General features: G+C 44.0%; 19 protein-coding genes. 15 read left to right on the plus strand and 4 right to left on the minus strand.

Annotated elements, in window-relative coordinates; translation table 11 throughout:
• The first annotated feature begins 210 nt into the window (after nucleotides 1-210).
• Both E4K67_RS19315 and E4K67_RS29845 read left to right on the plus strand, forming a co-directional pair.
• The gene (locus E4K67_RS19315) at nucleotides 211-1,854 is read left to right on the plus strand and encodes a glutamine--tRNA ligase/YqeY domain fusion protein (RefSeq protein WP_135549711.1); all 1,644 of its coding nucleotides are present in this window, start codon (nucleotides 211-213) and stop codon (nucleotides 1,852-1,854) included.
• A 239-nt stretch (nucleotides 1,855-2,093) separates the two neighbouring features.
• A complete protein-coding gene (locus E4K67_RS29845) occupies nucleotides 2,094-2,252 on the plus strand; it encodes a hypothetical protein (RefSeq protein WP_158408523.1) in 159 nt (52 codons plus the stop codon).
• An 88-nt stretch (nucleotides 2,253-2,340) separates the two neighbouring features.
• On the opposite strand, the gene E4K67_RS19320 is transcribed toward E4K67_RS29845, so the two are convergent.
• A complete protein-coding gene (locus tag E4K67_RS19320; protein ID WP_135549713.1) occupies nucleotides 2,341-3,432 on the minus strand; it encodes a putative NPN-dependent ornithine cyclodeaminase in 1,092 nt (363 codons plus the stop codon).
• Between the two features lie 255 nt (nucleotides 3,433-3,687).
• Nucleotides 3,688-5,340 carry a dihydroxy-acid dehydratase gene (gene ilvD, locus E4K67_RS19325; RefSeq protein ID WP_135549715.1) on the minus strand — a complete coding sequence of 551 codons (1,653 nt, stop codon included), beginning with the start codon at nucleotides 5,338-5,340 and terminating at the stop codon, nucleotides 3,688-3,690.
• A 352-nt stretch (nucleotides 5,341-5,692) separates the two neighbouring features.
• Between ilvD and E4K67_RS19330 the strand changes: the two genes are divergently transcribed.
• A complete protein-coding gene (locus tag E4K67_RS19330) occupies nucleotides 5,693-6,367 on the plus strand; it encodes a C40 family peptidase (RefSeq protein WP_243454543.1) in 675 nt (224 codons plus the stop codon).
• A 75-nt stretch (nucleotides 6,368-6,442) separates the two neighbouring features.
• On the opposite strand, the gene ybaK is transcribed toward E4K67_RS19330, so the two are convergent.
• Nucleotides 6,443-6,922, minus strand: a complete 480-nt coding sequence (gene ybaK / locus E4K67_RS19335; protein ID WP_135549716.1) for a Cys-tRNA(Pro) deacylase — start codon at nucleotides 6,920-6,922, stop codon at nucleotides 6,443-6,445.
• A 239-nt stretch (nucleotides 6,923-7,161) separates the two neighbouring features.
• Here ybaK and E4K67_RS19340 point away from each other — a divergent pair, with 239 nt between their 5' ends.
• Nucleotides 7,162-8,319 carry an MGDG synthase family glycosyltransferase gene (locus tag E4K67_RS19340; protein WP_135549718.1) on the plus strand — a complete coding sequence of 386 codons (1,158 nt, stop codon included), beginning with the start codon at nucleotides 7,162-7,164 and terminating at the stop codon, nucleotides 8,317-8,319.
• Here the strand turns inward: E4K67_RS19340 and E4K67_RS19345 are convergent.
• The gene (locus E4K67_RS19345; RefSeq protein WP_135549720.1) at nucleotides 8,278-9,153 is read right to left on the minus strand and encodes a radical SAM protein; all 876 of its coding nucleotides are present in this window, start codon (nucleotides 9,151-9,153) and stop codon (nucleotides 8,278-8,280) included. The two genes, E4K67_RS19340 and E4K67_RS19345, sit on opposite strands and share 42 nt — an antisense overlap.
• 239 nt (nucleotides 9,154-9,392) lie before the next feature.
• Between E4K67_RS19345 and E4K67_RS19350 the strand changes: the two genes are divergently transcribed.
• From E4K67_RS19350 to E4K67_RS19400, 11 genes are all read left to right on the plus strand, one after another.
• Nucleotides 9,393-9,947: a DUF1836 domain-containing protein gene (locus tag E4K67_RS19350; RefSeq protein WP_135549937.1), complete on the plus strand. Its 555-nt coding sequence runs from the start codon at nucleotides 9,393-9,395 to the stop codon at nucleotides 9,945-9,947.
• Nucleotides 9,948-9,975: 28 nt separating this feature from the next.
• The gene (locus tag E4K67_RS19355) at nucleotides 9,976-10,467 is read left to right on the plus strand and encodes an NfeD family protein (protein WP_135549939.1); all 492 of its coding nucleotides are present in this window, start codon (nucleotides 9,976-9,978) and stop codon (nucleotides 10,465-10,467) included.
• A gap of 32 nt (nucleotides 10,468-10,499) precedes the next feature.
• Nucleotides 10,500-11,498, plus strand: coding sequence for a flotillin-like protein FloA (floA, locus tag E4K67_RS19360; protein ID WP_135549722.1), 999 nt, complete (start codon nucleotides 10,500-10,502; stop codon nucleotides 11,496-11,498).
• 8 nt (nucleotides 11,499-11,506) lie between these two features.
• Nucleotides 11,507-12,046: a hypothetical protein gene (locus E4K67_RS19365; protein WP_135549724.1), complete on the plus strand. Its 540-nt coding sequence runs from the start codon at nucleotides 11,507-11,509 to the stop codon at nucleotides 12,044-12,046.
• A 379-nt stretch (nucleotides 12,047-12,425) separates the two neighbouring features.
• Nucleotides 12,426-13,115 carry a spore cortex-lytic enzyme gene (sleB, locus tag E4K67_RS19370; protein ID WP_135549726.1) on the plus strand — a complete coding sequence of 230 codons (690 nt, stop codon included), beginning with the start codon at nucleotides 12,426-12,428 and terminating at the stop codon, nucleotides 13,113-13,115.
• Nucleotides 13,116-13,125: 10 nt separating this feature from the next.
• Nucleotides 13,126-14,490 (plus strand): PepSY1/2 domain-containing protein, encoded by a 1,365-nt coding sequence (locus tag E4K67_RS19375; protein ID WP_135549728.1) that lies wholly within the window; start codon nucleotides 13,126-13,128, stop codon nucleotides 14,488-14,490.
• A 246-nt stretch (nucleotides 14,491-14,736) separates the two neighbouring features.
• Nucleotides 14,737-15,837: an aminotransferase class I/II-fold pyridoxal phosphate-dependent enzyme gene (locus E4K67_RS19380; protein ID WP_135549730.1), complete on the plus strand. Its 1,101-nt coding sequence runs from the start codon at nucleotides 14,737-14,739 to the stop codon at nucleotides 15,835-15,837.
• Between the two features lie 39 nt (nucleotides 15,838-15,876).
• Nucleotides 15,877-16,314, plus strand: a complete 438-nt coding sequence (locus tag E4K67_RS19385; RefSeq protein ID WP_135549732.1) for a YwiB family protein — start codon at nucleotides 15,877-15,879, stop codon at nucleotides 16,312-16,314.
• On the plus strand, nucleotides 16,311-17,993 hold the full coding sequence (argS, locus tag E4K67_RS19390) for an arginine--tRNA ligase (protein WP_135549734.1): 1,683 nt from the start codon (nucleotides 16,311-16,313) through the stop codon (nucleotides 17,991-17,993). Before E4K67_RS19385 ends, argS begins: the two co-directional genes overlap by 4 nt.
• A gap of 107 nt (nucleotides 17,994-18,100) precedes the next feature.
• On the plus strand, nucleotides 18,101-18,505 hold the full coding sequence (gene rpoE / locus E4K67_RS19395; protein ID WP_135549736.1) for a DNA-directed RNA polymerase subunit delta: 405 nt from the start codon (nucleotides 18,101-18,103) through the stop codon (nucleotides 18,503-18,505).
• Nucleotides 18,506-18,865: 360 nt separating this feature from the next.
• Nucleotides 18,866-20,461, plus strand: a complete 1,596-nt coding sequence (locus E4K67_RS19400) for a CTP synthase (RefSeq protein WP_135549738.1) — start codon at nucleotides 18,866-18,868, stop codon at nucleotides 20,459-20,461.
• The last annotated feature ends 75 nt before the right edge of the window (nucleotides 20,462-20,536 follow it).

A 20,536-nucleotide genomic window follows, 5' to 3' on the forward strand; every position in this document is an offset into this window, starting at 1 on the left:
GAGTAAAAATGCAAGGTTGGTACATTGTACCAAGAGCGAGCCTACATTGATATAGGTTCGCTCTTGGTATTCCAGAAGACCTAAACCTCTACTTGCTTTAGCGCTGGTATTCCTGAGGAGTTGAACTTTTTCCAGGTATGCAGTATTATTTAGAGCAAAGGTAAAATTGGCAGAAGCAGGGATCAGCATAGTTAGAAAGGTTGATAACGGATGGAAAACAAGCCCACTTCAAATTTTCTTAGAAATATTATCCTTGAGGACTTAAAATTAGGTAAGGTCGACCATATTATCACACGGTTCCCCCCGGAGCCCAACGGCTATTTACATATTGGACATGCTAAATCTATCATTCTAAACTTTGAATTGGCGGATGAATTTAAGGGTAAGACCCATCTGCGTTTTGATGACACAAATCCGGCTAAAGAAGACACGGAATATGTGGAATCCATCAAGGAAGATGTATCGTGGCTAGGCTATGAATGGGACGGCTTGTTTTTTGCCTCAGATTACTTTGAAGAAATGTACAACCGAGCAGTTGTGTTGATTAAGAACGGTAAGGCGTACGCCTGTGATTCTACTGCAGAGGAAATACGGCAAATGCGCGGATCGCTAACAGAGGTGGGACAAAGAAGCCCTTATCGCGATCGGTCAGTTGAAGAAAACCTAGCGTTGTTTGAGCGCATGCGCCAAGGGGAATTCAAAGACGGTGCCAAGGTATTACGCGCTAAAATCGATATGGCTTCACCCAATATAAATATGCGGGACCCTGTCCTTTACCGGATTGCTCATGCGGCCCACCACAATACAGGAGACAAATGGTGTATCTATCCAATGTATAGCTTTGCACATCCTTTAGAAGATGCTATCGAAGGGGTCACACATTCTATTTGCACCTTAGAATTTGAGGATCAACGCCCCTTGTACGATTGGGTAATTCGGGAATGCGAGATGGAAAATACTCCTCATCAATACGAGTTCGCTCGGTTAAATATCACGAATACGGTCATGAGTAAGCGGAAGCTTAAGCAACTGGTTGATGAGGGCGTCGTAGATGGATGGGATGATCCTCGTATGCCAACTATCTCAGGACTTCGGCGAAAAGGGTATACGGCAGAGGCTATTCGGGCCTTCGCCCGCGAAATCGGGGTGGCCAAAGCGGACAGTGTAATCGACACTAAGATGCTTGAACATTTTATTCGGGAAGACCTAAAACTCAAAGTGCCGAGAACGATGGCCGTGTTAAAGCCACTAAAGGTGGTTATTACAAATTACCCAGAAAACCAGGTGGAGATGTTAGAGGCTGAAAACAATCCTGAAAATCAAGAAATGGGTACACGACAAATTCCTTTTTCACGGGAAGTTTATATTGAGCAAGACGATTTTACGGAGAATCCGCCTCCCAAATATCACAGGCTTTTCCCTGGAAATGAAGTCCGGCTGAAAAACGCTTATTTTATTAAATGTAACGATATAGTAAAGGATGAGACTGGAAAAGTCATCGAACTGCACTGCACATATGATATAGAAACCAAGAGCGGGTCAGGTTTCACGGGAAGAAAAGTCAAAGGGACGATTCACTGGGTGGATGCCTCTCAAGCTGTACCTGCAGAGTTCAGATTATATGAAGCCTTGATTTTAGATGAAGATATGACGGATGAAGCGTCTTTTCTGGATCATATTAATCCCCAATCTCTTGGGATCGCCCATGGATTTGTGGAGCCAAACATAAAAGTGGCCAAGCCTCAGGATAAATTCCAATTTTTTCGCCATGGCTACTTTAATGTCGATCCTTTGAATTCAACCAACGATCAGCTTGTCTTTAATAGAATTGTGTCTCTGAAGAGTTCCTTCTGAACCGCCTTCAACGTACGCCAAGATGAAAAGTTAAAGAAGCTATACTTACTGGTTTACCAGTTTGTTATAGCTTCTTTTTTGTTCGACGAGCCTATAAAATTAAGAATTACCCCTAAGTTTTAGGTAAAAGTCTTCTTTTATTGGATAGTGACCACTACATTAAATAAGAATTAAGTCTTGTATTTTTTTTGTATTATAGGAAATGCTAGCCAAGAAAAATATAATGGGAGGTTTTAAATATGAATGAAGGCCATAAAACAGGAGTTGATATGGAAGTAGCCAATGAGATTGGACAGCCGAATCAATCCACGCAACACAATAATTTCCTGAATGATTCTATTGGTCTTTCACCAGACAAACTGAGAGATTCTGAGGAGAGAGAGCTTACTTTTTCTTAAGTAACGGTCAATTTACATCAAAAAATTTCGTAAAGAGCAGCGGCTGGGAAGATTCCAGCCGCTGCTCTTCATTATTTTCTTAAATTCACTAAGGGGACACTAAATTATTCTTCAAATGAACTAAAAAATCCTGAACATTGGTTACCAAAGTTGTCACTTCTAATGACCCTCGGTCCTTAAGTTTATTGACTGCAAATTCAGCGATGTCCACACAGTAAATATAAACGGGCCGAATTTCACCGTCTTTTCGTGTATAAGCCGGGGTCATATTTCCAGTTGCAATGGTATGAAGCTGTGTGGCAAGACAGATAATCGTCGTGGCTCTACGGGTGTGCTTACGCATTTCATCTTGAGCCTGGTAGACATCCGCGATGACCGGTGGGAGTGGTCCATCGTCGCGAATAGAGCCGGCGAGGACCATAGGTACATTATTTGTGATGGCAGAATAAACAACTCCCTCCCGAATGGTTTCCTTTTCAAGTAGCAGCTCGAGGGAACCGGCTTGCCTGGCTTTATTAATTAGGTCCAAATGGTGATAATGAGCATTCGGAGGAGATTGTTGGTTATAGGTATTTTGACCTAAAGCGGTTCCAAACAAAGCTGCTTCAAGATCATGGGTTGCCATGGCATTTCCTGCAAGGATGGCATGGGCATAACCGTTGGAAATTAAGGCGGAGAGGGCTTGGCGAGAATCGAAGTCAAAGACAACGGCGGGACCTAAGACCCAGACGATATAGCCGTTATTTCTTTCATGAATTAAGAGTTTATAGAGTTTGTCGTAGTCCATAGAATAAGCTGTTTCTCTGGAGCGACCGGATCGAAAAGCAAATAAATCTGAATTAGTATCGTTAGAACTAAAGCCTTTGGCATATATGTAGATTCCTTCGCTGGCATCTTCAGTTCGACCGACTATTACTTTGTCTCCAACTCTTAGATTTCTGAATTCAACAACCTGAATGGTTCCATCCGTTTTTAGGACAGGTACACCATCCATTCGGCTTTCACTAGCTAAAATCCATTCCCCGTTAATTTTAAAATACTCTGGGTATATTGACAGGGCATGATAGTGCTCTGGTGCCACCCCATCAATTTCTATTACAACAATGCGTGCATCTGGTGCAGATAGAAAAGGTTCTTGGTCAAAATTAGGTTGTTTATACTTCGGTAGTTGGAAGTTCATCCATTGTCCTCCTTACCAATTGTTGCCCTAAAGCCCCTAGTTTCAACTATGAGGATATAAGGCAATTCTAAAAAATTGTGCTGTATCATATACATACCGTTTAGTATTATACTAATTTGGAAGTAAAATTCAAATTCAACATAATGTTGTTTACTTCAGCAAGTACCATGTGGTTTGGTGTCTCAAAATATTGCATTTTTTTAGCTATAGAAAAGGCAGAGGTCGGGAGTTCCGACTTCTGCCTTTAACACATTTTTAAATTAGAACAGCGCCCTTGTTCGCGGAAGTAACCAACTTAGCATACCTCGCTAGATAACCAGATGTGATCCTTGGTTCGGGTCTGACCCATGCTTGGCGGCGCTTTTCCATTTCCTCTTCAGAGATTAGGAGTTGAAGCGAACGTTTGGGGATGTCAATGGAAATGAGGTCGCCGTCTTCGACGAGGGCAATGGGTCCCCCTTCCATGGCTTCCGGACAGACATGGCCTATACACGCGCCGCGGGTGGCTCCGCTGAAACGTCCGTCGGTGAGTAACGCCACTCGTAAGCCCATGCCGGTAATGATGGCGGTCGGATTGAGCATCTCTTTCATACCAGGGCCACCCTTCGGCCCTTCATAGCGAATTACAACGACTTCCCCGTCATGCACTTGTTTGTCTAACAGTGCTTTGAGGACCTCCTCTTCGGAGTTAAAAACGTGAGCTGGACCTTTAAAGACAAGCATGTCTTCTCCAACAGCACTTTCTTTGACGATAGCGTTGTCCGGTGCTAGGTTGCCGGAAAGCACCGCGATACCTCCCGTTTTGCGGTAAGGATTTTCCATCGAATGAATTACATCGGGGCAAGACGTCTTAGCGTTTTCCAAACGATCCCTGAGCGGTCCTGTAACGGTTAAAGCATCAGTATGAAGGACGCCCGCCCTGTTCAATTCATACATGACGGCATTAATGCCACCTGCTTCATTGAGGTCTTGAAGGTGGTGAGTGCCTCCTGGACTTAGCTTAGTGATATAGGGTGTCTTGGCACTGATGGAATCAAAGAGGGAGAGAGGGAGCTCGATACCAGCCTCATAGGCAAGCGCCGTAAGATGTAAAACTGTGTTTGAGGATCCTCCTATTCCCATATCAAGGGTTATAGCGTTTTCAAAGGCCTTTTGGGTCAGGATGTCACGAGGTTTTACGTCCTTTTTCACAAGATCAACGATTTGAGCACCAGACCGTTTAGCCAGCATTTTTCGTGCCCCAGAGTTTGCAGCGGGAATCGTCCCGTTACCAGGAAGGGCCATGCCAAGAACCTCAGTTAAGCAATTCATCGTATTCGCAGTAAAGAGGCCTGCACAAGAGCCATAGCCAGGGCAGGCAGACTGTTCCATCGCTGCGAGTTCCTCTGCACTAATTTTCCCAGATTCAAACTGGCCAGCCGCTTCGAAGATCTGGCTAACACTAATACTTTTTCCCTGATAGCGACCGGCTAACATGGGCCCACCACTAACAACGATACATGGAATATTGAGGCGTGCTGCAGCCATGAGCATGCCGGGAACTATTTTATCACAATTCGGAATTAAGACCAGTCCGTCCAAGGCATGAGCTTGCGCGACAGCTTCTATTGAATCTGCGATAAGCTCACGACTAGGCAAAGAAAAATTCATACCTTTATGTCCCATAGCAATACCATCGCAAACTCCGATGGCAGGCACTTCGATAGGAGTTCCACCCGCAGCCGATACCCCTAGCTTCGCAGCCTGGGCCAAGTCTTTTAGATGCCCGTGGCCTGGGATGATCTCATTAAAAGCATTAACAATTCCGATTAGCGGCTTCTCCAGATCTTCAGGGGTAAAGCCCATTGCATAAAAGAGAGCACGATGAGCTGCTTTTGTTGAACCCTTTTTAACGATATCACTGCGCAAAATGATTCCTCCCCTTTTATCCGGCGCTCTGAAAAATCATCTCTATTCTTAGATACAAGCGTCGAAGTTTAATGATTATTATATTACATCGAGCTAGCGTGTGGCAAGCCACTTTAAGCCCTAAGAGACTGATGGGGTAGACATTTCCTGGTCGTTATAGGCCATTTCTCAAAGGAGAGGTTGAAGTAGAACTTTTAGGCGTAAGGGAAGCGAGATTTAAGGAAAGTGAGTCTTGGAAAAAATGTAACATTTTATCCATGGATTCTCTTTTAAATTTCGGCGATAATCTAGTATAGCCTATTTTTCGCAAGGTTAAAGTCGAAAAATTTATTTTGAAAGGATGGAAGAAAGAGTGAAAAAAAGAATTACCCTTATGTTTTTTGTAATCGTCTTTCTGTTTTCATTGACAACTATTGCACAGGCATCGCTGGGAGATGGAACACTAAAGATTGGATCTAGGGGTCCAGATGTTGTTGAACTACAGACAAAACTCAATTCTGTGGGTTTTGACGTGGGAACAGCGGATGGCATCTTTGGAAATATGACCAAACAGAGTGTGATCAATTTTCAAAGAGAAAACAGTTTGGTGGGCGATGGAATCGTCGGACCATTGACGGTAAAGACGCTCAATTCGACTTACATACAAAAACAGTCCCCGAAGAACGTAGATTCGATTATCGCGACGGCAAAACAATATCTTGGAGTTAAATATCAATGGGGTGGAACGACACCTCAAACTGGATTTGATTGTTCAGGGTACGTTTCATATGTATTTTCCCAAAACGGAATCTCATTACCAAGGGTTTCACGTGATCAATATACTGTAGGGAACCAGGTTGCTTTTGCAGACCTGCAAGCTGGAGATTTGGTTTTTTTCTCGTTTGCCGGTAATGGTATCGTAAGTCATGTTGGAATATATCTTGGTGAAGGACAATTTATTAATGCCTCGTCATCTAAAGGGGTTACGGTTTACGAGATCGGATCGTACTGGAAATCCGTTTATGTTGGAGCACGTCGAGTTTTGTAAAGTAACAAGTGAAAATATTAATTAATAATGCTTCCACACTTCTCAAACTTCTTCTAAAAATTTAGGACAAATAAATTAAAGCTCTGTTGAAATCTCTCCTAATTGGGCCTTAGTCACAGAAATCAGATCACGCGGGCTCAGAAAGAGCTGAAGCCCGCGTAACCCCGCACTAACGGCAATTTTCTCCTGGCTTTTAATATCCGAGTCAATGAAGACTGGATATTGCTTCTTCATTCCGACGGGAGAAACGCCACCCCGTATATAACCTGTCAGAGGTTGGACTTCCTTAAGGGAGACAACCTCTACTTTTTTATTTCCGCTGAGTGTTGCTAAGGCTTTGAGGTGGAGTTCGCGATCCCCCTGAATACAAGCGACGATCACACCAGTTTTGTCGCCTCGAACGACCAATGTTTTGTATACTTGCTCGATGGGTAGACCTACCTTCTGGGCGACGCTAATCGCAGATAGATCGGATTCATCGACGGTGTATTCCTTTAATTCATAGTGCAATTTGCTTTGGTCAAGAATACGAGCAGCATTAGTTTTAAGAGACATGTTGTAATCCTCCTTTATTTGATCTAATCGTGAGACTCCCACTTCAAGTGTGGTACCCAGTATTCTGCTTCATGGAGCTAGACATCATGAGGGCGAAGTGTTCTTTTATTATTACCATCTTCCCTTTGCTTTTAAGAAGGTTATCCCTATAATAGTAGATAAAGTCATTTCGAAGAATCACGGAGACCAATCTGACTAGTATAGAAATAAATGGTATAGATGAGGAGGAGGGGCAGTCTTTGAAACAGTTAAGGGTTCTCGTATTCTCCGCAGCTTTTGGAAACGGACATTTGCGGGCAGCTGAAGCTGTTATAGAAGGGATACTCATCAAGCATCCTTCGGCAGAGATCATCCATTTGGATTTTGGTGACTTTCTAAACCAACGGGTTAACACCGTTATCAAATACGTGTACAGTGAAATTATTAAATATATTCCAAAATTTTGGGGGAAATTTTATTATAAGACAGCGAAAGTACAACTCCGACCTAAGAGTCAGCATTTCTTGGGCAAACTGGGGCGAAACGAGTTCCTTAAATACATTCAGGTATTTAAGCCGAATTTCATCGTGTGTACTTACCCCACTGTTTCTTCGATTCTAGCACAACTCAGGCTCGAACAACTTCTTCAGGTTCCTGTGGTCACTGTCATCACGGACTATACGGTTCACAGTCATTGGATTCATCAAGGGGTTGATGCCTACATTGTGGCCTGTACAGAGGTGAAGGAACGTTTAGAGTCTTGGGGAATCAAAGCGCAACGTGTGCATGTATCGGGGATCCCGGTAAGCCTGAAATTTGAAAAGGAAATGGATGAAGAGCAGATTATCGCCAAGTTAGGATTAAAGTCCGATCTTCCTACCTTTTTAGTGATGGGAGGATCGTATGGAGTTTTGAAGAGCGCGAGAAGAATCTGCAAAAAACTCGCTGATTCTCTCATCCCGGTCCAGGCAATTATTGTTTGTGGGAAAAACAAAAAATTATATTTGTCTTTGGAAGAGATTATCATGCAAGGCAGAAACCCGGTGATACGGTTGGAGTTCGTCAATAATGTAGAGGAATTAATGTCGGTTTCTGATTTGATTATCACAAAGGCAGGCGGGTTAACGGTTTCCGAGGCGTTAACCAAGCATTTACCGCTTATAATTTACAAGCCAATTCCTGGACAGGAAGAAGAAAACGCACATTTTGTACAAAGGATCGGTGCAGGATGCGTCGCAGGGGACGAGGCGGAATTGGAACAGCTTCTAAATCGCTTTTTAAGGAATCCTGAAGATATCGAGAAAATGCGGAGACAAGCGGCCGTCGCCTTACCAGGACACTCTACAGAGCGGGCCGTGGAAGATATGCTTGAATTATTAAAGTCCTCGCCAATATTCGGGACGGAGACGTTCGAGTGATTGATTTTCGATGACATTGTCGAGGGTCTGCAATAGTTCGTCTTGCTCGTTGGGGAGGGTTGCGCGGAGGGGCAGGTAATTGGAGGCGTGATTACTTCTAAAGACACAGTGAGTAACGTTAAGTTCGTGAATCAAGGTCCGAAGTTCAGCTAAGGATTCGAGGGGAGTAAGAGGGTGGAAAGTCCCTCCTTTGATGGCTTTTGATAAAGGTGAACTCGGTGCAACCATCAAGGTAAGGGCTCCTAAATAGTGAGGGTCTATGGCGCTAATGACCCGTGCAGTATCAAGAGCATGTTCCTGTGAAAGATCTTTACCCCCAAGGCCAATAATGACGGTACATGAAACTGCTAAACCGCTTTCTCTAAGTTTTTGCCCAGCCGTTATCATCTGCTCAGGAGTGACGCCTTTACAAACGGAGGTTAAGATCCCTCCATTGCCACTTTCAACCCCTAAATAAACCATAGTTAGCCCATGTGCTTTTAGAGCTGCTAATTCTTTGGGGCTTTTGGCGAGGATATCTTTAGGGCCTCCATAGATTCCGACTCGTTTAAGACGGGGGAAGGTGGCGTAAAGACGATCAAGAACCTCAATTAGCAGTAAGGAATCTACGGCGATAGCATCTCCGTCCGCTAAGAAAATCCGTTCGGCGTCGGAGTCCTGAGCTAGAGCGGTGGTGATAATATCGTTGATTTCTGAGCGTGATTTAATTCGAAAGGATTTATCCTTATACATGGTGCAGAAAGTGCAGGCGTTGTGCTGGCACCCAACTGTGATTTGTAAGATAATACTTTTTGCCTCACTGGGTGGGCGATAAATTGTTCCTTCATAAAACATTGTACCATCTCCCATTTGTTTGATAGGTATCTTCTCTTTATCTCCTTTTCTACAAGGATTGAATTAGTACCTGCTTGTTAACATAACGAGTTCTGATATTATTATACCGTAATTAATGGAAAGTGATATTGACATGTGATCATGATGAACATATAATAGAGTCATAAAGAGTTTATTGTGGAGCAGAACTCAACTAACGTTAATAACATTAAGCAGGTGAGAATGTGGACTCAAAGCATATGCAGGCGATTCGTGATGTGTTAAAAGATTTGGAACCCAAGCAGAAAGCACTGCCTTATCTAGAATTGGACTCGATGATGCTTGCCCAGGTGGTTGAAGTGGCTAAGCGGGTTAGTCAAAACGACATTAATCCCACCCACGTTCAGAACTGGGTCAGACGAGAGTATATTCCCCACCCCCAAAAGAAAAAATATAATCGTGAACAAGTTGCGAATATTCTTCTCATTAACGATTTGCGTGATATTTTATCGCTAGAAGAGGTTTCTCGTTTGTTAGGTTATGTTAATGAAAACCTTCTGGATACTTCAGACGATAGGATTAATCCGACCAAACTTTATGGTTATTACAGTGAAATCTTCGACCGGTCTCAGCTGGACTGGCAGAAGTCCCTTCAGGGACTAGAGAAAGAGGTTGAGGAGACACTTGCTGAAGAGGAGATGGTAAAGGAAGATAGGGAAAAGGTCGCGAACACGCTGGTTATTCTTAATTTATTGGCAAGAGCCAACTTATATAAACAAATTGCGAAGCGGTGGTTAAACAGTCTAGACTCTTAAACTAGAGATAAAGGAGGAGAAGGTTGTGATTGTACCACAGGGGATTATTATTTCACTGATTGTGCTTGGAGTATTCTTCTTGGCCTTGGAGGTGTTCGTCATCCCCGGTTTTGGAGTTAGCGGAATTCTAGGGATGGGTGCCTTAATCACGGGAATTTTTTTAGTGACAGACTCGTTGCTAGAAGGGGTGCTCTTTACAGGAGGCGCATTGGTCGTTTTGGGGATCATCGCCTATTTGAGTTTTCGTTCCCCTCGGACACGTCGCTTGTGGCGGAAGTTCTCTTTAACTACACGTCAAACCTTAAACGGAGGATATGTTGGACCTAAAGTTCAATCTGAAACCTATCTAGGTCGAACTGGGATATCCCTCACCCAGTTGCGCCCGGCTGGTACGGGTAATTTTGATGGTGAATATTTAGATGTAGTTACTGAAGGGGGGTTTATTGGACATGGGATTGGGATTAAAATAGTCGCAGTTGAGGGGACTAGGATTGTTGTCCGGGAAGAAAAAACATTATAAGGAGGTGAAGCTCGGTTACGACCGAGCCAAGAATGGAAACATTATACGTACCGTTACTAATAATTGTTCTTGCTTTTGTACTCTTGAGTGTAATTCTTTCTTTTATCCCGGTAGGACTCTGGATTTCAGCATTAGCCGCAGGGGTTAATGTCGGGATTTTCAATCTGGTTGGTATGCGTTTAAGACGAGTGGTTCCGTCGAAAATCGTAAATCCTTTGATTAAGGGACATAAAGCAGGTCTAGGGATTTCTACAGACCAGTTGGAAGCTCACTATCTAGCAGGCGGAAATGTCGACAGGGTCGTTAATGCTCTGATTGCTGCGGAACGTGCAGCTATTCCGCTCCCGTTTGAACGGGCAGCAGCCATCGATCTGGCAGGCCGAGATGTCCTGCAAGCCGTCCAAATGTCGGTTAACCCGAAAGTCATCGAAACTCCAGTTGTTTCTGCGGTAGCGCAAAACGGAATTGAGCTTAGAGTCAAAGCCAAGGTCACTGTACGAGCCAATATTGATCGACTTGTAGGGGGGGCCGGTGAAGAAACAATTATTGCCCGCGTTGGGGAAGGAATTGTCACGAGTATTGGGTCTTCAGTATCCCATAAAGCTGTCTTGGAAAAACCAGAGTTGATTTCTCAAACAGTGTTAGCAAAAGGGTTGGATGCGGGGACAGCGTTCGAGATCTTATCCATTGATATGGCGGATGTCGATGTAGGTAAAAACATCGGAGCTCAGCTTCAGATGGACCAAGCCGAAGCGGATAAACGAATTGCCCAAGCTAAAGCAGAAGAACGACGCGCGATGGCCGTTGCGAGGGAACAAGAAATGAAGGCATCGGTCCAAGAGATGCGGGCTAAGGTCGTCGAAGCGGAAGCGGAAGTCCCAAGAGCTATGGCGCAAGCTTTGCGTGAAGGGAAACTGGGCGTTATGGACTATTACAACATGCAAAATATCATGGCGGATACACAGATGAGAGGCAACATTGCCCAGACGGGTAAAGCGGATTCAGGCAATGATAGCCTAACGAAGAAGTAGGTGAGATCATGTCGCTCTTCACGGTTGTAATTATCATTTGGGGTATTTACCAGTTGATTGTCGCAGTTTCAAAAAAGAAGAGCCTGCAACAATCACCAGGAAAACTCTCTGACTCATTTAAACTGCCAGATGGTAGCACCATAAGAGATGCAATCCAGGGAATACAAGGTAGCACATGGAGAGAGCAGCTAAAACAAGCAATGCAGGCTGGAACGTTGCAACCGACAGTCCCTCTTGATGTTAAGAAGGCTGAGGACTATTATGTTGAAACTGAAGGAACTCAGGGAATCGAAGGCATCCAGGGAACCGAGGGGAGTCAGGGAATCGAAGGGACCCAAGGAACCGAAGGAACCAGTGAATACGTAGGAATACTTGGTTTAGAAGCATATAAGAGTGCTGATGAGATTCCTGGTGAGGAAATGGCCACGAATTCGATAGGATTAAGCGGCGTTTCTGTGACGGAACGAGAACTCGTCCAAGGGGTTATTTGGGCGGAAATTTTAGGAAAACCTCGAGCCATGCACCCATTCAGAGGACCCCGAATTTAAGAAATTTATAAGAGCAATCTTTGAACACTTAATTAAGTATTCAGAGATACCCTGTATTACATGTAATGGAAATATCCCGGATATGAGAACAACGAAAAGACAGCGGCTTCGGCCGCTGTCTTTTTGTTGTTTGATTAAATTGTGAAACTTCTACTTCTATTAAATTGGGCGGTAATCCTACCTTACTTAGGTGGGGGTAGACTCCCTACCTAGTCTCGATCTTCAACTTTGGTTGAACGAGTCAACTAAAGACTATGAGATGAAGAAAGTGAAACAAGATCGTAATGATAAACTTAAATTAATTATAAGAACATTTTGTTGGATAATTTTCATTAACTTTTGCCACACTAAAGAGTATCAAACAAAGTGAGGTGAGGGTATGAAAGTACGCGTTAGACCTTGGGGGGTTCTGGCCATAGTGCTGATTCTCAGTATTGTTCTATCCGGAATTGCCTATGGGGCCTTAGGAGATCGTTTACTAAGCAAGGGGAGTAAAGGACCCGAAGTGATCGAACTGCAAAAAAAATTGGTACAGTTAGGTTATGTCGTCGGTAAGACCGATGGAAAATTCGGATCGAAAACAGAAGCGGCGATACGGCGTTTTCAAAAGGAACGCGGGCTTAGAGTGGATGGATTGGCTGGAACGCAAACAGTCAAGGAGTTAAAGCTCTTAACCGGTCAAAGTACGAATTCGACAGGAAAGGCTGTTGGCAACAAGAATATTGACATAAACCTCTTAGCGCGTTGTGTAAATGCAGAAGCAAGAGGAGAGCCCTACGTGGGACAAGTCGCAGTCGCTGCCGTTCTTATTAATCGGATTTCAGATCCTGCCTTCCCGAAAACGATAGCCGATATAGTCTATCAACCACGGGCCTTTTCTAGCGTGGATGATGGGCAAATTAATTTACCACCTTCGGCAGATGCCTTGCGTGCTGCTCAGGAAGCGATAAATGGATCAGATCCTTCAGGAGGAGCAGTCTTCTTTTTTAATCCTGCTAAAACAAAGAATAAATACATTTGGTCACGACCACAGATCAAACAAATCGGAAATCATATGTTTACGAAGTAGGGGGACAAGTATGCATAGAAAATTTTGGATCGGTGCTTTAACGGCGGCATTGTTGATTTCCTTGGGTTGGGGGTTTAATGAATACCGCCTAGCGGGAGATTATCGTCTTAAGGCGGAAAATAGTAACCGCAGGGCCTTAAACGATTTTGCTAGTCATCTTGATCAGTTAGAGACAGATTTGGCAAAAGGAGACGTAGCCAGTAATTCCACGCAAAAGATTCTCTACTTAAGCCAAGTATCGAGTATAAGTGATGCAGCGCTGAAGGATTTCGCCCAAATCCCTGCTGAGCAGACTGGACTTAGTTATATTGGTCAGTTTTTAGTCCAAGCTGGTGATTTTTCTAAGGCATTGACACAACGAATCGCCGGTGGTGGAAAACTTTCTACGGAAGATGAAAAGACATTAAGAGACATGCATGAGCGCCTCATGCCAGTAAATCAAAAAGTTCAAAATCTCATAGTTAGGATGGACACGGAGAACTTAGTTTGGACAGATCCCACTCCAACCATAAGGCAACGGCTTGGGTTTGGTGGCACTCAAATTGCAGAAGCCGCCGCCGATGGGTCTGAAGCTCCATCTAAGTCTGTAAGATCTGGTCTTGACCAGTTGGATGCGAGTCTGCAAAAGCTTCCGCCGTTTTCTTATACTGGAGAATATGCCACACGTGTTGTTCCAAAGCCACTAGGGCTCCCCTCGGGTGATGTGACAAGAGGACAGGCACAAGGCACTGCACGGGACTTTCTAAATAAAGTGGGTTATACTAATATTACTCCGGAATTCGGGGGTGATTCACAGGGTCCACTTGGGGGTTATATCTGGAAATATAACGAAGCTTATTTAGAGGTTAGCCATCAGGGCGGGGTTGTTACATTTTACAGGGATCAGCGTTCTATTGAGCCTCGGACACTGACTCAGGCAGACGCCGTCAGTAAAGCAAAGGCGATAATGCAATCATTAGGCTGGCAACTGGTGTTAACTTCAAGTGAGGACTTCGGGGCATATGTTCAATTTGAATTTGTTGCTGAAAAAGAGGGGGTAAGGATATACCCGGATAAAGTAAGGTTGATGATCGCTCTGGATAACGGACAGCTTGTCGGATTTGATGCAGTCCCTTATTACGCGTTCCATCACTCGCGAACCTTCCCAGAGAAAATATCGATGGACCAAGCTGTTCAGAAATTGCGACCCGATTTTAAGGTATCAGAGAAACGCCTGGCAGTTATCGCCAAAAGTGGTAACCAAGAGGTGTATAGTTATGAATTCCGCGGTCAGTACCAGGGCGAAGAGTATCTCATATACTTAAATGCTTCTACGGGTGCCGAAGAGAAAATCCAACGGATTCTCAAGACGCCACGCGGCGAATTTCTCCAGTAATAATAGGTTAAGGATAAGCGAGAGGGAATAATTCCTCTCGCTCTTGCAATATTACGCTGCCAAGGATGAGTGATAAGGGGCCGTTGACGTTGAATGGATGAGTGTCCCTAGAGCCTTATAATCGCAAGAAGGGATCAACGAAAATTTTAGTATTTAAACTAGTATAAAAAAAGGAGTTTTTCTGAGTTAACGAGAATAGGCACATAAGGCATTCTATAAATTGTTCTTGAAAGCGGGGTTTGCCAGATGAAAGTCACCCCATTTAGCTTAGAGCGATTCTTTTCGAAAACAGAGTTTAATGTACGTTATCATCTTGCAGCCAGTGCGATTCAAGCTTGGTCATTGCGCGAGCTTCTTTGCTTGGCCAATGACCCGGATTTGCAATTCAGTCTTTTTGCGACGCGGCTAGGTTATACCGAACCCGAGGGAATACCTGAGCTACGTCAGGAAATAACGCGTCTCTATTCCAATCCTACAGACCCGGATCATGTTTTCGTGACCAGTGGAGCTATTGAAGCTAATTACTTACTATTAAATTCTTTGCTTGAGCCCGGTGATCGATTCATCGTTCAGACCCCTTATTACCAACAGCTATCTCAAGTCGGCATAGACCTAGGAGCAACCGCCTTACTTTGGCATTATCGTGAAGATAAGGGCTTTGACATCCATGAATTTATGGATCTTTTAGACCAGAAACCAGCGCTAGTCATGTTAAATACACCTCACAATCCGACAGGGTTTGTATTTTCTCCAAATGAGATGAGACAGATTGCGGAAGTGTGTTTAGAACGTGAGATTTATCTCCTTTCCGATGAAGTCTATCGTGAACTCGGGGAGACTCTTTTGCCATCCATGCGTGACTACTCGTCCCAAGCAGTAAGCATTGGGAGCATGTCTAAATCCTATGGTTTAGCGGGGCTTCGGGTAGGGTGGATGATGGGTCCTCCTGAGATAATTGCACGTTGTGCTACTAAACGTGATTATACATCGCTTTGTTCACCTGCACTGGGCCAACATTTAGCACTTACAGCGCTCAAGCATCGGACTAAAATATGGGATCGCAATCGACAACTGCGTCTTCGAAATATTACCCTGCTCGAAAAGGCCTTCAAGGAAGATCCGACCCTCAGGTGGCAAAAGTCAGAGGCAGGGGTAGTCGCATGGGTGAGTTACTCTACTAAAATTCCCTCTGAACAATTGGGCAGGGAATTACATCGACGTGGTGTTCTTGTAGCACCGGGGATTTTTTTCGGGGAAGAGGGACACTTCCGCTTAGGATTCGGAGGAAATTCCCCTGAGCTTGAAGCGGGGTTAGCCATTATGATGGATTATTTTAAGCAAAATTAGACAATTCCTCACTTTCTCTCGAAAGGAGAGTAAACCAAAGTGCAAAAAAAAGTAACCATCCAGATCAAAGGATCTCAGAAGTATCCAGAAGGACATGTTAACCAGCAGGAATTGAATACCGTGGGAACGTATTACGAACGAAACGGTGTTTTCTATCTCGTCTATAAGGATTGCGACAGTGAAAACACAGAATTTGAAGGAGTCACAACATTTATAACAGTTAAACATGGATTGGTTGGGTTAAATCGTAAGGGCGCGGTTGATAATAGACAAGAATTTAATAAAGGTGTGCTCAATCGAGGTATTTATTCCACTTGTTTTGGAAAGATATGGCTGAGCGTTATGCCCCATTTAGTAGAATGTGACTTGACAGTCCAGGGGGGACGTATTAGTCTAGAATATGATCTTTTTGTCGAAGATAATCTGATCAGTTATAATGTGCTGTTGTTAAACATAAAGGAGGATTTCCCCCAATGAGTCTCTATGAGAATATAAAAAGCCGAGTTACAAGTCAGTTGGAAGAAGCCGCACAAGCTGCGAAAGCAAACGGAGAGTTAAATTTTGAAGAATTACCAAGTTATGTTCTGGAAGAACCGAGAGAAAGGCAACACGGAGATTTGGCAACAAATTTAGCAATGGTGTTGGCGAAACAAGCGAAACGTTCACCTAGGGATATAGCCACTATACTCATTAAACACCTGAATACGACAGGGACATGGATAGAATCCTCCGAAATTGCTGGAGCGGGGTTTATTAACTTCCGATTAAATCCGCTATGGCTTACGGATGTCATTAACGAGGTTACTAAAGCTGGAGAACGTTATGGCCAAGTGGATGTCGGAAAGGGTCAAAAGGTTCAGGTCGAGTTCGTGAGCGCAAACCCCACTGGGCTACTCCACATGGGCAATGCCCGTGGTGCGGCACTGGGTGACAGCCTTGCTTCGTTACTCTCCATGGCGGGGTATGAAGTTACCCGTGAATTTTATATTAATGATACAGGAAACCAAATTCATAATTTTGCTTTGTCGCTGGAATCAAGGTATCTACAACGATTAGGTCAGGATTCTCCTTTCCCAGAAGGAGGCTACCATGGCGAAGACTTGATTGACACCGTAAAAGGGCTCATTGCCAAAGTAGGAGACAAGTACCTTTCGGTAGAACCAGCCCTACGACGAGAGTTTCTGGTGCGGTATGCTTTGGAAGAAAAGATGCAAAACATTAGGGATACCCTTAAGGATTTTGGAGTCGAATATGATGTTTGGTTTAATGAACAATCCTTGCATGATTCAGGAGCAGTGCGCTCAACCCTAGAAGAACTTGAGAAAAAGGGGTATATTTACGAAAAGGAAGGAGCACTTTGGCTTAAATCCACTTTGTTTGGAGATGAAAAAGACGAAGTGGTGATCAGAAGCAACGGTACGCCGACTTATTTTGCTGCAGATATCGCCTACCATCGCAACAAATTCGAGCGTGGATTCACTCGAGTTATCAATATTTGGGGTGCCGATCATCATGGACATGTGGCTCGGTTGAAAGGTGCTATGTCTGCCTTTGGGTATGATAAAGATAACTTGCAAGTTATTTTGATGCAACTCGTGCGGCTCATTCAAAACGGAGAAGTAGTAAAAATGTCCAAACGTTCTGGGCAATACATCACTTTGCGCGAGTTGATGGACGAAGTTGGCAAAGATGCAGCGCGCTTCTTCTTTAGTTTGCGAGACCCGGACTCTACGGTAGACTTTGATCTCGATCTGGCGAAAGCCCAGTCTTCAGATAACCCCGTTTACTATGTGCAATATGCTCATGCTCGGATGTGCAGTATTTTGCGACAAGCAGAGGAACTTGGAGATAATGGCAAGCCACCGAGTGAAGAGGACTTAAAACTCTTAAACAGCACAGAGGAACGGGATTTGCTCAAGAAGATGGCGGATTTACCGAGTGAGGTTATCGTCGCTGCACGTCTCATGGAACCTCATAGGTTAGCGCGCTATGTTCTCGATTTGGCCGGCCTCTTTCATACTTTCTATAACAGTCAACGCGTACTCGTTGACGATGAGGGTTTACGCAAGGCTCGTTTGAGCTTAGTCGGGGCAGTGAAACAAATAATTAGCAATGTACTGGGAATTCTAGGGGTATCAGCTCCAGAAAAAATGTAGTTTAATAAAATATTTTTTCTCTTATGTTTAAAGACACGACAGGCAGGAAATATTTAGAGGTGGGCCGAATATATTGATATTCAAAACGACGAAGGGGCGGTGGAGTTGTGACCCACTCTTTAAAGGGAAAAGACAAGCCGACAGAAGCAGATATCGCTTATGAAGTACTGAAAGCTCATGGTAATCCCATGCATTATCATAACTTAATTGAAGAAGTACTAGGGCGCTTAGGGATTTCGCAGGAAGCTATTCGCATTGCTGCAGCACTCACACAGATCAACCTTGACACACGATTTACTTTCCTTGGACGGGGTGAGTGGGGGTTGAAAGTATGGGATCCTTCGAAAACCCCGAGGAAGTTAGCACCTGTCTCATTGATGAACAAGTCCTCATCTGAGGAGGACGATAAGCAAGATCTAGAAGAATTAGATGAAGACGCAGATGAAGACCCTCTAGAAACCGACGAAGTTTTTGATGAGACGGATGAGGGTCGGCGTGGAGAAAAGTGGTAGTTATAGCCTCGAGTCTAAGGAAAATACTGAGATAATTATCAGACATATCTGTAAAGGATGTCATTTATCTTGACATCCTTTACGATAATGTAACAAAATTCTCCATTGTTCTTAATTAGTTTAATTAAACGGAATACATCTATCTGATTTTATGATATAATTAGATGATATGACTTATCCAAACTTAAAAGGCGTTCACAAAACATAATTTTTCAGACAGATAAAATAAAGCTAGTGCGGCTCTCGGACTAGCTTTATTTATGTGTTTTGTTGCAGAAGATAGCCTGGTAGGGAATATATCTACTGCTGAGAAATAGAAGAACTGGATTTACATTTAAAGGTCTGAAAGGAAATGAGCACATGACAAAATTTATTTTCGTTACAGGCGGCGTAGTGTCATCCCTTGGAAAAGGAATCACGGCTGCATCCTTGGGTTGTCTTCTTAAAAATAGGGGTCTAAAAGTTGCAATACAAAAATTTGATCCCTATATTAATATTGACCCCGGAACTATGAGCCCTTATCAACATGGTGAAGTGTTTGTTACAGATGACGGGGCAGAGACAGACCTCGATTTAGGCCACTATGAGCGCTTTATTGATGTGCCAGTGTCGAAAAACAGTAATGTGACGACGGGCACAGTGTACTGGTCAGTCATCCGCAAGGAACGTAAAGGGGATTATCTGGGAGGAACTGTTCAAGTCATTCCTCATATTACTAATGAAATCAAAGAGCGAATTTACCGAGTAGCAAGAGAGAGTCACCCAGATTTCGTAATTACCGAGATCGGTGGTACCGTTGGAGATATTGAATCTTTACCTTTCCTGGAAGCAATTCGGCAGATGAAAAATGACATTGGGAGAGATAATGTCATTTACATACATGTTACTCTCGTACCCTATTTACCTATGTCGGGGGAATTGAAAACAAAGCCAACTCAGCACTCTGTTAAAGAATTACGGGGAATCGGTATTCAACCGAATATTATTGTTTGTCGTTCAGAGAAAGAACTCTCCGGTGATATGAAAGAGAAGTTAGCCCTACTGTGTGATGTTGAATTAGAAGGCGTCATCCAGTGCTTGGATGCTTCGAGTATTTATGAGGTCCCTCTAAAGCTCCAAAAAGAAGGCCTTGATGATATTGTTCTGCGTGTCTCAGGAATAGAGGCTCCACCGGCCGATATGACAGAGTGGAAGGCTATGGTGGAGAGAATAAAATCCCCGACGAGAGAGACTGAGATTGCCATTGTTGGAAAATATGTAGAACTTCCCGATGCCTATTTGAGTGTCGCTGAGGCATTGCGTTCGGCAGGGACAGAGCACGGAGCAAAAGTGAACGTGCGTTGGGTAAACTCAGAAAATATTGAAGAAGAAGGCGTTGAAAAGTACCTAACTGGCGTTGCCGGAATCCTTGTCCCAGGAGGTTTCGGTAACCGAGGAATTGAGGGCAAAATTGAAGCGATTCGATTTGCGAGAGAACAAAAAATTCCTTTCTTAGGGATTTGCTTAGGGATGCAAACTGCCATCATAGAATTTGCCCGCAATATTTGTGGTATGGAACGAGCCAACAGCACAGAATTTGACGCAGACACACCATATCCGGTCATCGACATTCTTCCAGAGCAAAAAGATATTGAAGAGAAGGGCGGTACCATGCGCTTAGGCATTTCACCTGCAAAGTTGGTGGAAGGAAGCATTGCCCATACAACGTATCAAGACCAAGTTGTCTATGAGCGCCACCGTCATCGCTATGAAGTCAATAACCAGTACCGTGCTGAGCTCGAAGAGGCAGGGCTGAAGTTCTCGGGGACGTCACTGGATGGCCGTTTGGTAGAGATTATTGAATATCCAGATCACCCATGGTTTGTGGCCTCCCAGTTCCATCCGGAATTTAAATCTCGCCCGAACCGGCCGCATCCGTTGTTTAGAGAGTTTATACGAGCTGCTTTAAAGGACTAGTGTGACACATCGCTCGGTGCTTACGACGCAGAGCGGGACTTGTGGACACAGCCCTCAGTCTTACGACGCAGAGCA

The organism is Desulfosporosinus fructosivorans (genome assembly GCF_004766045.1).
Lineage (GTDB): Bacteria > Bacillota > Desulfitobacteriia > Desulfitobacteriales > Desulfitobacteriaceae > Desulfosporosinus > Desulfosporosinus fructosivorans.

Coding starts and splice junctions, on each gene's coding strand:
- E4K67_RS19315 (WP_135549711.1), top strand. CDS start 211: ATGGAAAACAAGCCCACTTCAAATTTTCTTAGAAATATTATCCTTGAG.
- E4K67_RS29845 (WP_158408523.1), top strand. CDS start 2,094: ATGAATGAAGGCCATAAAACAGGAGTTGATATGGAAGTAGCCAATGAG.
- E4K67_RS19320 (WP_135549713.1), bottom strand. CDS start 3,432: ATGAACTTCCAACTACCGAAGTATAAACAACCTAATTTTGACCAAGAA.
- ybaK (WP_135549716.1), bottom strand. CDS start 6,922: ATGTCTCTTAAAACTAATGCTGCTCGTATTCTTGACCAAAGCAAATTG.
- E4K67_RS19345 (WP_135549720.1), bottom strand. CDS start 9,153: ATGTTTTATGAAGGAACAATTTATCGCCCACCCAGTGAGGCAAAAAGT.
- E4K67_RS19350 (WP_135549937.1), top strand. CDS start 9,393: ATGCAGGCGATTCGTGATGTGTTAAAAGATTTGGAACCCAAGCAGAAA.
- floA (WP_135549722.1), top strand. CDS start 10,500: ATGGAAACATTATACGTACCGTTACTAATAATTGTTCTTGCTTTTGTA.
- E4K67_RS19365 (WP_135549724.1), top strand. CDS start 11,507: ATGTCGCTCTTCACGGTTGTAATTATCATTTGGGGTATTTACCAGTTG.
- sleB (WP_135549726.1), top strand. CDS start 12,426: ATGAAAGTACGCGTTAGACCTTGGGGGGTTCTGGCCATAGTGCTGATT.
- E4K67_RS19375 (WP_135549728.1), top strand. CDS start 13,126: ATGCATAGAAAATTTTGGATCGGTGCTTTAACGGCGGCATTGTTGATT.
- E4K67_RS19380 (WP_135549730.1), top strand. CDS start 14,737: ATGAAAGTCACCCCATTTAGCTTAGAGCGATTCTTTTCGAAAACAGAG.
- argS (WP_135549734.1), top strand. CDS start 16,311: ATGAGTCTCTATGAGAATATAAAAAGCCGAGTTACAAGTCAGTTGGAA.
- E4K67_RS19400 (WP_135549738.1), top strand. CDS start 18,866: ATGACAAAATTTATTTTCGTTACAGGCGGCGTAGTGTCATCCCTTGGA.